Source organism: Psychrobacter raelei, assembly GCF_022631235.3.
Taxonomy (GTDB): domain Bacteria; phylum Pseudomonadota; class Gammaproteobacteria; order Pseudomonadales; family Moraxellaceae; genus Psychrobacter; species Psychrobacter raelei.
This window is the reverse complement of the sequence record NZ_CP093310.2, coordinates 3,029,812-3,042,379: the sequence shown is the minus strand read 5'-3', so window position 1 is coordinate 3,042,379 and position 12,568 is coordinate 3,029,812. Positions and strand designations below refer to the sequence as shown.

13 protein-coding genes are annotated in these 12,568 nt (G+C 45.9%); 5 read left to right on the top strand and 8 right to left on the bottom strand.

The annotated features are described in order from the left end of the window. Positions 1 to 53 precede the first annotated feature (53 nt). Entirely contained in the window at positions 54 to 932 is an 879-nt protein-coding gene (gene lgt, locus MN210_RS12775; protein WP_241878753.1) for a prolipoprotein diacylglyceryl transferase, read from the bottom strand. Positions 933 to 1,152: 220 nt separating this feature from the next. Here lgt and MN210_RS12770 point away from each other — a divergent pair, with 220 nt between their 5' ends. Continuing rightward, positions 1,153 to 1,989: an NRDE family protein gene (locus MN210_RS12770; RefSeq protein ID WP_338412305.1), complete on the top strand. Its 837-nt coding sequence runs from the start codon at positions 1,153 to 1,155 to the stop codon at positions 1,987 to 1,989. Between the two features lie 183 nt (positions 1,990 to 2,172). On the opposite strand, the gene MN210_RS12765 is transcribed toward MN210_RS12770, so the two are convergent. Further along, the gene (locus tag MN210_RS12765; RefSeq protein ID WP_011961539.1) at positions 2,173 to 2,694 is read right to left on the bottom strand and encodes an RNA pyrophosphohydrolase; all 522 of its coding nucleotides are present in this window, start codon (positions 2,692 to 2,694) and stop codon (positions 2,173 to 2,175) included. A 617-nt stretch (positions 2,695 to 3,311) separates the two neighbouring features. On the opposite strand from MN210_RS12765, the gene MN210_RS12760 reads away from it, so the two are divergent. From MN210_RS12760 to MN210_RS12750, 3 genes are all read left to right on the top strand, one after another. Next, the gene (locus MN210_RS12760) at positions 3,312 to 5,297 is read left to right on the top strand and encodes an autotransporter domain-containing protein (RefSeq protein ID WP_338412304.1); all 1,986 of its coding nucleotides are present in this window, start codon (positions 3,312 to 3,314) and stop codon (positions 5,295 to 5,297) included. A gap of 254 nt (positions 5,298 to 5,551) precedes the next feature. Next, complete coding sequence (locus tag MN210_RS12755) at positions 5,552 to 5,962, top strand: OsmC family protein (protein WP_413775378.1); 411 nt, start codon at positions 5,552 to 5,554, stop codon at positions 5,960 to 5,962. Between the two features lie 20 nt (positions 5,963 to 5,982). After that, complete coding sequence (locus MN210_RS12750) at positions 5,983 to 6,408, top strand: MAPEG family protein (protein ID WP_201545320.1); 426 nt, start codon at positions 5,983 to 5,985, stop codon at positions 6,406 to 6,408. Between the two features lie 55 nt (positions 6,409 to 6,463). Here MN210_RS12750 and MN210_RS12745 read toward each other — a convergent pair whose 3' ends face one another. Beyond that, positions 6,464 to 7,435 (bottom strand): tRNA dihydrouridine synthase, encoded by a 972-nt coding sequence (locus MN210_RS12745; RefSeq protein ID WP_338412303.1) that lies wholly within the window; start codon positions 7,433 to 7,435, stop codon positions 6,464 to 6,466. A 51-nt stretch (positions 7,436 to 7,486) separates the two neighbouring features. After that, the gene (locus tag MN210_RS12740; protein ID WP_110817196.1) at positions 7,487 to 9,004 is read right to left on the bottom strand and encodes a UvrD-helicase domain-containing protein; all 1,518 of its coding nucleotides are present in this window, start codon (positions 9,002 to 9,004) and stop codon (positions 7,487 to 7,489) included. A gap of 87 nt (positions 9,005 to 9,091) precedes the next feature. On the opposite strand from MN210_RS12740, the gene MN210_RS12735 reads away from it, so the two are divergent. After that, positions 9,092 to 9,214, top strand: a complete 123-nt coding sequence (locus MN210_RS12735) for a hypothetical protein (RefSeq protein ID WP_255016728.1) — start codon at positions 9,092 to 9,094, stop codon at positions 9,212 to 9,214. Between the two features lie 165 nt (positions 9,215 to 9,379). Here the strand turns inward: MN210_RS12735 and tatC are convergent, their stop codons facing one another. The 4 genes from tatC to hisI form a co-directional block, all read right to left on the bottom strand. Next, on the bottom strand, positions 9,380 to 10,213 hold the full coding sequence (gene tatC / locus MN210_RS12730; protein WP_011961533.1) for a twin-arginine translocase subunit TatC: 834 nt from the start codon (positions 10,211 to 10,213) through the stop codon (positions 9,380 to 9,382). Then, positions 10,210 to 10,962, bottom strand: a complete 753-nt coding sequence (gene tatB / locus MN210_RS12725; RefSeq protein ID WP_241878748.1) for a Sec-independent protein translocase protein TatB — start codon at positions 10,960 to 10,962, stop codon at positions 10,210 to 10,212. Before tatB ends, tatC begins: the two co-directional genes overlap by 4 nt. 36 nt (positions 10,963 to 10,998) lie before the next feature. Then, positions 10,999 to 11,253, bottom strand: coding sequence for a twin-arginine translocase TatA/TatE family subunit (tatA, locus tag MN210_RS12720; protein WP_011961531.1), 255 nt, complete (start codon positions 11,251 to 11,253; stop codon positions 10,999 to 11,001). A gap of 121 nt (positions 11,254 to 11,374) precedes the next feature. After that, entirely contained in the window at positions 11,375 to 12,304 is a 930-nt protein-coding gene (hisI, locus tag MN210_RS12715; RefSeq protein ID WP_338412302.1) for a phosphoribosyl-AMP cyclohydrolase, read from the bottom strand. Between the last annotated feature and the right edge of the window lie 264 nt (positions 12,305 to 12,568).

Sequence of the window (12,568 nt, the reverse complement as noted above, 5' to 3'; positions counted from 1 at the left end):
AATTAACAAAGTAAGTGAGCTAAAACAGTTAATACAGCAAAAATCTATTATTTCTAAACGGCGTATTTGCCCCAGTCATATTGCTGACGGCGGTACGCTAAGACCATCAATACTAAGCCAAAGATAATCATCGGCAAGGTATAAAGCTGCCCTTTACTCATCCAACCAAAGATCAGTGAATAGCCTTCATCTGGCTGGCGGAAGAACTCAATAGTAAAGCGGCTGATACCATAGCACAGCATGAATAAGGCACTTACGGCCATACGCGGGCGAGGCTTGGAAGAAAACCACCACACAATAATAAAGGTCAATAAGCCCTCAGCGAATGCTTCATACAGCTGTGAGGGATGACGCGGCAAGAGGTAGTTACCCTCAATTTGGGTCATTAAAGGCTGTAGCGCAGGGTTGGTGGTAATTAACGCGGAATCAAACTTGGCCGCTTGCGGAAAGTAGGTCAACCAGTTGTAACCGCCGTCAGAAACTCGGCCCCAAAGCTCGCCGTTAATATAGTTACCAATACGACCAAATAACAATCCGGTCGGTACGCAAGGAACAATAAAGTCTAATACGCTAAAAATGGGTTTTTTGTACTTACGGGCAAAATATATCATCGCCAACGCAACCCCTACAAAGCCACCATGGAACGACATACCGCCTTCCCAGACTTTGAACAAGTAGGTAGGGTTGGCCAAAAACTCACCGAATTGGTATAACAACACATAGCCAATACGGCCGCCTAATATAACCCCTAAAGCACCGAAGAACACCAAATCGGACACCATATCCGTGGTCCAACCTTCACGCTTGGTGCTGCGGTACCAAGCCAAGCCATAAGCGGCCGCAAAGGCCAGTAGATACATAAAGCCATACCAATGGACTTGAAGTGGTCCAACGGATAAAGCCACTGGGTCAAATTGGGGATGAATCATCATGAGCGAGTTCTGCCTGGTTAATTGATGGTCGTCATAATAGCAAAAATCAGCCTGTAAGACATTAACTGAACGGTGTATTTGAGTTGAGTAAAAGTAAGCCTACGCTCACAAAAAATAGCAAAGGCTCAGACTTGTATTGCGCATCATATAGATAAATCAGTGAGGCTGCCTCATAATGTAGAAGATCCAGAGTACTGTTTGTGCCTTTTAAGGAAAGCCTATGTGTATTACCGCCATTGCTTGGCAGCTGTTTGATGAGATGCCGTTAGTCCTGCTGTCCAATAGAGATGAGTTTTTAGCACGCCCTACCACCCAAGCCCATCAATGGGAGGATTTGCCTATTTTTGGGGGACGAGATGATAAAAGTGGCGGCACGTGGCTGGGCATTCACCAGCAGCCCTTAGAGTCTGAAACGTCGAAACAAACAAATCCGCTATTTAGTCAAAACGGACGCTGGGCGGCGGTATTGAATTTTCGAGATGGGGTGCAAGCCACGCCCGACCAAAGATCACGGGGGGAGCTGGTAACGAACTTCTTAACCGGTGACTTATCGCCTTTGGCTTATGCGCGTCAGATAGAGTTGCAGGCTTATGCAGGCTTTAACCTAATAGTGGGGGACAACAAGCAAGCGGTGCTAGTGAACAATAGAGGCTATCCTGCGACCCCCCTGCACAGTGGTCTGCATATTATTTCAAATGGTCAGCCTGATGAGGCTTGGTTTAAATCTGAGCGTTTGCGCGGCAGAGTGCGTCAAGAGGTGCTGCCATTAATCAGCGAAAGCTTACAGTTTCATCAAGCAGATAAGGAGTATTGGCTACCTGCGGCGTGGAACGTACTCACCGATACGCTGCAAGCTGCAGATGAACAGCTACCTGATACCGGTATGCCTCCTGCTCTAGAGCAAGCCTTATCTTCGATTTGTATTGATACTCCAGAGTTACCCAATTATGGCACTCGGACTCAGAGTATTTTGACCCTGCTAAGAGGTGATGAAGATAATTCTGGTGTTGAGCTACAGTTGGTGAGCCGCGAGTATGCGCATTTGGCTAAAAAATAACAGCAGATTAGAGTGACTTTTATCATCTGTGTAAACCTTAACTGCTCTTTAGTATTACGCTATCTAATCGATAAAGAACACCAGACGAAAAAGAGGCCTGTATCACTAGATACAGGCCTCTTCACATAAAAAATAAGTTAAAAACTAAATCATACTCAAATTAAACGCAAAACTTTATTGAAATCAAACCTGAAGCAAATGGTTTTTAGTCTCAGGTAAAATCAATTCCTTTTTAAGTGGTAACTCACGTGCCAGCTCTCGCAGCGCACGGCGATACACACCTCGTTTAAAATGAACCACTTGACCCAGCGGATACCAGTAGCTGACCCATTCCCAATGGTCAAACTCTGGCTTTGCGGTGTCAAAGCGGATATGTTCGGTATTCGGCTCATCTAGCTTAAGCAAAAACCACTTCTGTTTTTGCCCTATACACAAAGGATGCTGCCCGTGACGTATGTAACGTTTGGGCAGGCGATACCTTAGCCAATTGTCAGTAGCAGCCAAAAGCTGGACGTGTCGAGGATATAAGCCTACCTCCTCCCACAGCTCTCGGTACATAGCATCAAGAGGGGTTTCTCCCTCATCGATACCCCCTTGCGGGAACTGCCAAGAATCATGACCAACTCGTTTTGCCCATAGTACTTGTCCTTGTGTATTTGCCAAGATGATACCGACATTGGCTCTAAAGCCGTCTGCATCAATCATGACGAAAACCTTAAAATTTAGAAATGTTGAAATAAAATCAGTCTACTGCCTTAAAGCTGCGCTTGAATATCTGTTATCGTTTTAATTTCCAATAAACAACAAAAAACAGACAGACTGAAATTCGTTACCTCTATTAAACCAGTAAATCAAGTTAAATGGTAATCATATTTTGATATAAAATGTTTCACACCTTATCTATGACCTAGCCACTTAAATATCAACCAATTCATTGGCTTAAGCGCCAAAAAAATCACACTAACCGCTAAACTACACTTAATAGAAAGCCCTAAAAATATACGCTGCACAGCGAGTAAAATAACTTGGGGTCAAATCCATTAGAGTGTGCTATTTTGTTGCTAGGGATGAAACAATTTGCCAGCTTTTGGCCTGTTGTGTACAATCGTACACTATAATAAGCGACAATAATAGCGATGGCCGTAATAAAAGTTGCGACCAGGTGAGTGATGTTAAGGTGGTTGTTATTGCTCGGTTATTATCCCTGTTAGTGTGAAGGTCATGTAGGTTGCGATGCAGAGTGTCACCACAGTGCTTCGCTGATCGGCGCATTGTTCATGCCTTATTTTATGTTTACTTTATGCTATGACAAGGAAGTCAAGATGATTAAATCTCACCTGTATCAACAAGCCACACAGCCGCGCTTGTATACCCCCTCTATAAAGACCTTATCCCAAGCTATTTTAGCCGTTACATTAGCAGGCATAAGCAGTGCCCATGCCAGCGACTATAGCAGCGTCACCTTTTTTGGTGATAGCTTGACAGATGGCGGTTATTTTAAGCCGGTATTAGACAAAGCAGAGTCAGGTCAATTCACCACCAACCCTGATAATACTTGGGCCACCTCATTTGCTGAGCAGCTAGGATTTAGCTCGACCGCCAACACCATTTTCGATAAAAAATCAGGCAACAACTATGCCATTGGTGGTGCAAGGGCAGGGGTTGATGTTGAAAGAGAAGGGCTACCTGTTGCTTCTGCAAAAACTCAGCTAGATACTTATCTGGCCAATAATAATGTGGATCCAAATGGTCTATATTCAGTTTGGATTGGTGCTAATGATTTGTTTGCTGCTTCAGATTACATACAAAAAAATATTGGGAGCTTTATCTCTAATAAAGGAGAAACTATTCAGAAAGCAATTGATGGTTATATTCTTCCAGCAGTAGAAGATCAAAGTGCTACAGTTAGTAGATTACACACTAATGGTGCTGAATATATTTTAGTTCCGAATATACCTGATGTTGGACTGACACCTGAGACTATTCAAGCAGATGAGGCAATTAAAGAAAATACATTTTTAAAAGAGAGCCTAGGCGAGGATCCTTTTAAAAAAACTGGGAATAGATTAGCAGTTGCCTACAACAATGCTTTGTACCAAGAATTAAAGCAATCAGGTGCCAATATTATTCCACTAGATACGTTTAGCTTATTGCAGCAAGTGGCAGCAGACCCTGCTGCCTACGGCTATACCAATGTCAACGAGGCGGCTTGTAAAACCAGTAGCTCGCTTGAATGTGGTCGAGATAACTTGAAGGAAGCCGGTGCTGAAAACAGCTATTTCTTCGCCGATGGCGTTCATCCCACAGGCCGCGCCCATCAGATGATTGCCGATTATGCCAATGCGGTGGTGACTGCGCCCAGTCAAGTGGGTGTATTACCTCACATTGCCACCCAAGCCGGAATGGCGACCAACCAGCGTTTGCAGACACACATCAATGGGCGACAAAGCTCTACTAACACCAAGCAAAATACCGGCCCTTCAATATGGGCCTCAGCCGATGTCAACTCTTTAGATGCAGCAGGCTTTGATAGCAGTGGTAATACTCAGCTATTATTGGGTATGGATTTTGATCATGCCGGTAGCCCTGACGCTGTCAGTGGTATTTATGCCAATATGAGCCAAACCGAGCTTGATGCCAATAGACGCAGTGGCTTTAATGATGTCGATTTAGATGAGCTTGGCGTGGGTCTTTATCACAGCAATAAACTGGGTCAATTTCAGCTCAATGGCGCCATTGGCTATGGCAAAATCGATATGGATCTAAACCGGACAGTGAGTCTAGACAACATAAAGCAAAGCTTTAAGTCGCAAGCAGATGGTAAGCGCTACTATGCCACGGTGCAGGCCGGTTACCCCATGCCAATCGCCAATATGGCTCAATTTAGTGATACCACTGTGACCCCTTATCTGGGCGCCACGGTGAACCGAGTGACGTTAGATGCCATTCGTGAAAAACAAGTTACAGGCATTGCAATGCAGTTTGAAGAGCAAAAATACAATACCACTTATGGCACTTTGGGTATCAAAGCCAGCAGCCGTTTAAGTGATCGCTTAAATGTGTTTGGAGATTTGCATTATCAAAAGCAATTGGATGACAATCGTAAAGCGGTCAGCGCCCGTCTAAACACTCAGCCGGATCTGCCATTTACCACGCCACAATCAGAGATTGATGATGACAGCTTTGGTATGACGTTAGGCTTATCGCGTCAGTTTGGTAATATCAATGCCAATGCAGGTGTATCACACTCTAGCGGCGATAACGACGATATGACCAGTGTGTTTGTGGGACTTAGCAGCTCGTTTTAATTGGCGCTAATAGCCTCAATAGTACGGATAAAAGACAAAGGCTAGATAGCTTACTATCTGGCCTTTTTAATTTTTAAGTCCAAAAACCGCTGATAAGATTAATTGAAGACAATGATTACGTGAAGCGTATTTGCATCCTTACAAGAGCGTGGTACGATTAAGCTTGGTTTTGTTTAAGAATAACAAATGATAATAAACCCAACGATAAGAGACTGACTATGAGCACCAAAACTCCTACCATCGATCCAAAAGCCATGCCGTTACAAGGTGAGCTGGTGTGGCAAAAAGACAGACATTTTTTGGGCACGGCCCCTTCCGGTCAAACCGTCGATGTGGATGGTAATAAAACCAATGGCGCCAGTCCTATGGAGTTGATTTTACTGGGTTTAGGCGGCTGCGCCAGCTATGATGTGGTGGGTATTTTAGAGAAGGGACGTCAAGACATTGAAGATGTGCGCTGTGAACTCTCAGCAGTACGAGCTGATACAGTGCCTGCGGTGTTCACCGATATTCATTTGCATTTTGTGGTGACCGGTAAGGATGTTAAAGAAAAACAAGTGGCCAAAGCGGTTGAGCTCTCTGCAGACAAATACTGTTCAGCGAGCAAGATGTTGGCCGCAGGCGGCGTAAATATTACCCACAGCTTTGAAGTGGTCGCAAGCTAACAAGCCAAAAGGACAGTCCTATGAGTTGGTTCTTTGCCCTGATACCTGATTCTTCCGGCGTGGCGATTTGGACCATGATAATTGCCAGTGCCTTGCCTTTTATATTTACTTTGCTCGCTAAGGTACTCGGCGGGTTTGGTATGGCAGACAATGCACACCCCCGTGAAGTGCTGGCAACGTTTAGCGGTAAAGCGGCTCGTGCCAATGCCGCTCAGCAAAACAGCTTTGAGAGTCTGCCCATATTTTTGGCCTCAGTCATTGTGGCCATGCTGTTCTTTGTGCCTCAGATTGTCATTAACTATTTGGCCGTGCTTTATATTGTGCTGCGAGTGGGCTATGGCATTGCCTATATTGTTAATTTGCCCACGTTACGCTCTATTGTCTGGGCACTATCCATGGCATGCTGCTTTATGCTGTTCTATCTAGCACTGCGTATGGCGGTCTGATTGTTACGCTAAGTGGTTGCGTTGTTAATAAGCTTGTTAAACACCAGAGCTGTTTTTAGCCTAACTGTGCTTGTAGCAAATCAACAATGGTCTGCTTATTGCGCTCACGTTTAATCTGCTCCCACAGCTGTTTGGCCTCCACATAGCCTTTACTGAGCATACCTAACCACTGTTTGTAACGGCCAATAAGCACCAAGTCATTCTTGGCCTCCCCTTGCAAAAAGGCAATTTGATGTGCAATCAGATGTTGCCACTCAATGACGCTCTCTGGGTTATCAATTTGGGCCACTAAATCTGGGCGGGTCACGGCACCGCGGCCGAGCATCACATGTGACGTATGAGACTGCGCAATACACTGATGCGCGTGCTGCGCATTCCAAATCTCGCCATTGGCAATAATGGGTATCGGTAGCTCAGTAAATGCCACAATCTTTTCCCAATAAGCAGGCGGCTTATAGCCTTGAGTCTTGGTGCGGGCATGAATGGTCAGCCAGTCAGCGCCGCTATCGGCAATGGCTTGGCGGATATCATCGATATTGTTGGCGTCATTATAGCCCAAGCGAATTTTAGCCGAGACCGGAATGTGAGCCGGCACAGCCTCTCGCACCGCAGAGATGATATCACGCATGAGGCGTGGCTCATCGAGCAGCACACTGCCGCCGCGGTGATTGTTCACCGTTTTTGCTGGACAGCCAAAATTTAGGTCAATTGCTGGTGCGCCAAGCTCAGCGGCTGCCAAGGCATTGGCACCCATAAGCTTAGGCTCACTGCCAAGCAGCTGCACATGAATAGGGGTGCCGCTATCGGTTGTGCCTGACTGCAACAGCTCAGGGACGAAGCGGTAAAAGACATGCTCAGGCAAGACATGATGAGTAATACGGATAAACTCACTGACCGACCAATCATAAGGGCGACCCAAGTCGCTGGCAATTTGGGTGAGTATTTGGCGCATCAGTGGGTCTGTAAGCCCCTCCATGGGCGCCAAAAGACGGACAGGCGATGAAAAAAACTGGTCAGAAAAAGACATGGCGGTCACACGTATGGGCTAAAAGAGGGCATGATAACGTATCTGTTTTATTTATGGCGACTTATTATAGATAACTTTTTTGCCATCTCTTAATCCAGAGATGAGATCACTGATATTGGCAATGTCTAAATTATCCTGAGCTCGGGTGCAGGCCACATATAATAAACGCAGCTCCTCGGGGCTGATTTTTATACCATTGGGCGTAACGTCATAATAAAAGTCATCATCAAGCTGTACTCGGCCCCATTCAAGACCTTTGGCCTTGTGGGCAGTAGAGATGACATAATCGGCATCACGCACATCAGTTAAGCTGTTGACTGCTTTGGACAGCACATCGGTGCCATGGTCATCGACCAATTTTACCAAGGTCTTTAAATCACTGCCTTCATTGGTCTCGGCATAATCTTGCACATCATTCCAGTTATAAAAGTAAGCCAATTCGGGCACGCCATAAGCAGACTTGCCTGCTTTTAAGCTTTCGGCCGCGTGACAGAATTTAAGCATTCTATCGGCGTCGGCCTGTAGCGCTACTTTATGGCCGTTTTTTAATCCTGCCAATAACTGTGCCATAGCAGCGGCATTGGTACGACATAAGATGGCGTCTTTTTTTGCACTGCCTGAGGTTTTATGGGTTGTGGAGGTTTTATTAGGATTGCCTTTGAGTGGCACCTCCTCTTGTAGCGCCTTGAGTAATAAGTTGGCCACATCAGCAATGTCATCGCCAAAGCGAAAGGATTGGGTCAACAAGGTCTGCGGCAAAGGCAGCTTTTTCATGGCATTGACCGCGCCTCGCCACTCATAAATCTGCTGATGCGCATCGCCCACATAGATAACCTGACGCGGCTGCTGAGTTAAGATACCCATCATTAATGGGTCAGCATCTTGCGCTTCATCGAATAAGATAAAGTCGGCTGGAATCACAGGTTTTGACAGTGCCCAAAGCTTAAGATAAATGTCATGACCAATACCCGCGGGGTGGCGTGCATCGGTAGATTGTAGCCAGCGCTGTTCAACGGCCGGATATAAGCGCTCACGTAATTGCTCCGCATCCTCAGCACTGACCCAACTTGGGAACTGCAGGTGCCGGGGTGCAGGATGGCTGGCATGGGTACTACAAAAATAGCTGACCGCATCACTGACAAACCGAGCTTGGCGGGCAGGGGTCAAGTTTACATAAGTGGTTTTGCCATCTATCTGCCGGCGTACCTGTACGGTATGCAACCCCAAGTCATCGCCTAAACGTTTTGGCGAAAATCTGGGCAAGGACAATTTGGCAGTAATATCGCGCGCCACATGACGATAGGCCAGCGAGTGAAAGGTGCGACAATCAACATGAGCTGGGAATTTTTGTTTGGCCTCATTGGCGATGCCTTTGTTGAAGGCCAAATATAGGCCTCGGCCGCGCAGACGCTCACCGATAAGCTTAAGAGTGGTGGTCTTACCGGCGCCAGCATAGGCCACGACTTTAAAGGATTTGCCGTCCATGGCCATGTTTAAAGCAGCCAACTGCTCATCGGTCGGGTCACTCATGTAAGCGGGCATTTGAGCGGACGGAGCAGTTAATGACATATTATTACCTATGGATGGAAAAAATCGGGGTTTTGGCGCCAAGCGTTTGTAGCACGTAGAGCATAACTTAAATACGGCAGGACTATAATGCTCAATAAATCCGGTATCTACTTAAGCCATAGGCTAAATACTACCGTTAAAAAAACCATTGACGAGGCAATGGCAGCAGGCGAAGCGTATGAGGTCTGTATCAGCGCACAGGGTATTTAGACAATCAATGAAGGGTATCCTAGCCAGTAGCGAGCGTGTACTGGCTTTAGTCATTATAACAGATTCAACATAGATAATAAGGAGGATGACTGACGAGCGCAGTTAAGAGTTTAAGCCATTAGATTAACTCAGCATAAATGACGTTATTTGCCTTGTATGTATGTGTTATTCACCCTCTTTAAGTGCCGCCTGTTTCTCTTTTACCAGTAATCTGGCCATTAATAAGCCAAATTCAAACAATAAAATCATTGGAATGGCCAATAAAAACATAGAGGGCACATCCGGCGGTGACATCACCCCAGCGGCAGCAAAGCAAGCCACAATCACATAACGACGTTTGTCCGCTAATGATGCCACCGACACAATACCGGTCAATACTAAAATAAGCACCACCACCGGTATCTCAAAAGTAATGCCAAACATCATTAGTAGCTTAGTGACAAAGCTTAAGTAGCTTTCGATATCGGTCATTGGCACCACGCTTGAGGGCGAGAAAGTAATCAAAAAACTCAGTGCCCGGCGTAATACGATAAAGTAAGCGAAAGCCACGCCCGTATAAAACAGCACAATAGAGGACAATAAAATAGGCACAGCAATCCGCTTTTCGTGCTTATAAAGTCCAGGCGCTACAAATGACCAAATCTGGTATAAGATAAACGGCATGGCAAAAAATGCCGAAGTCAATAAGGTTAAGCGGATCGGAGCCATGAAGTTGGCCACCGGATCAATGGCAATCATGGTTGAGGTATGGGGCAGTATCTCAACAAGTGGCTCTGAGATAAAGTCATACAGCTCACGAGAGAACCCCACCAAAGCTAGGAAAATAACTGCCACAACCACCATGATTTTTATAAGGTGCATTCTAAGCTCAACTAAGTGCTCAGTTAGGGGCATATCAGCCAAGCTGTTACTGTCTTCTATGCTATCGCTCACTTTTTCACCGTCTAGCAGCGAAGCTGGGGTGTCAAAGCGGCTTTTTTTGTTTTTAAATAAGCTCATGGTCCCACCTTAGTGCTGTGCCCAGCTGCTGTATCATATAGCAGGGGAATGGCCTTATAGTCAGGAACAAAGGGTGCTGGCGGTAGCCGCCGGGCTCGGTCATAATCTCCCAACAAAAACCACATGTTCTCCCAAGGTCTGGTAAGCGGCAGCTGATTTTGCTGAGCTGCAGTATCAGTATCAGTAATGTTGGCTTGGCTGCTATCTAGGTCTTGAGGGTCTATATAAGCAGTGGCAGCTGAGGGTGCATAAGCATAATCTGAATGAGATTGGCCCATCGTAGTGGCATTGGCTACCGGATGCACCCATGGTTTTTCTAAGCGCTCTGATGCCTTTTGTTTGCTGGCAGCCTTTTCAGCGATGTTCTGATTAGAATCGCTCAACGTACTTGATGCCTCTACTTCAACAGAGGTATCTGTAGAGGAGGCAAAGCTTGCGCTGTTTAAGGTTTGCTGTAGCTGCGATTTTTGTTGCTCAAACTCTTTCATACTACCGCGCAGCTCGTCCATCTCCTTTTGCATCTCAGCCTCGGCAAGACGAATTTTTTCCAGCTCCTTTTGCATCAGCTGACGGGTTTCGGCCAAATCAAGTTCTGCCTCCATCTCAGCTTTCAAGGTGCCTACAGTGCGGCGAAACTTAGAGTAGTAAGTGCCGACCGTACGTACTGCTTGGGGCAATTTTTCTGGCCCCAAGACAATGAGTGCGATGATGCCGAACACCAACATTTCATAAAAACTAAAGTCAAACATAGCCGCTTATTATCCTATTACGGTATTAAATAAGGATTAGGATTGATGCGTGTCTTCAGCTTTGATTTTTACCTCATCCACTTTCACCTCAGGGTGCGTAGAGGCTTCGTGGTCGATAACTTTGGGTTCAATCTTGCTTTTGGCGTGGGCGTCTTCTTCATCTTTTACCGCATCTTTGAAGCCTTTGACCGCGCCGCCTAAATCTTTACCAGCATTTTTTAGCTTTGAGGTGCCAAAAATCAACAGTGCAATACCCAGAATAATTAGTAACTGCATGGGAGATAAGCTCATGGTGGTGTCCTTTTATTAACTCAGTGGTTTAACTTAATGGTTTGCCTTAATCGCCGTGTTATAAATGGCTATACGTGTCGAGCAAGGGTAGAAAAAAGGGATAAAGATATTAACTTAACTCTTAATGGGAGCGGCTATTTTTCTCTTCGATGCCTGAGAGGCCAAAGCGGCGCGCCAACTCAGCCAGTATGCGATCGGACCCGATATTAAACCATGCCAATGTGACCAAAGTGTGAAACCACACATCAGCAATCTCATAGATCAAATCATCGCTTAAGGCTTGCTGTACCTCATCTAGCGGCTCAGAGTTTTGGGTATTAGGTGCAGACACCTGGCTTAGCGCAGCCAAGTCTTTGGCCGCAATAATGCTCTCTACTGCTTCTTCACCTACTTTTTCCAAAATCTTATTAAGACCTTTGGCATAAAGGCTTGCCACATAGGAGCTGTTGGCATCGGCCTTTTTGCGCGCCACTAATACCGCATCTAGCTGTTGTAATACGCTGTGAGCTTGTGTGTGTGATGCTGGCTGCGCATAGGTGTCAGTACTGCCATCTTGAGCAGTATGCTGAGCCGCTATTATATCATTGGCAGACTCAGATGCAGTAGTGCCATAGATGGCGTCAGGATCTTTTAATACCGGAGCGACGGTCTGCCAACTTGGCGCCCCACCGGATAGATCAAGCTTACGATAAAAGCACGATCTGCGTCCTGTGTGACAAGCAATATCCCCAATTTGGGTGACGGTCAGTACAATCACATCCGCGTCACAATCTAGATGAATGTCATGCACAATTTGAGTGTGCCCTGAGCTCTCCCCCTTGTGCCACAGCTTACCGCGCGAGCGTGAAAAATACACGGCAGTTTTGGTCTGCGCAGTCAGATGCAATGCCTCTTTATTCATCCAAGCCATCATTAGGATTTCGCCGCTGTCTTTGTCTTGTGCAATGGCGGGAATGAGGCCATCAGCGGTAAAAGTTACTTGTTCTAACCAAGCGGTATTGGCATCTGTCATCTGTTGTGGCTTGGCAGTTTGCGTATTGTGAGAGGACATAAAGCACCCTATTGTATCTGGTTAAATGAGTTGTCTTGACGTCTTTGCTGCTCAAGGTATGCTAGGGTAGCAGGCGGCCAAGTCGTATCAAAGGCTTAACAATAAACATATCAGTTTTAGTATATAGGTTTTGAGGCAACTCGGCATCACATTGTAGTCTATGATTGGTGCGATTAATACAGCTGCAAATGAGCTTTATGACAAGATTGAAGCTTGTAGTGTCGCTAAACGCTGTATCACTGTTATCATTACCATATTTCTTAT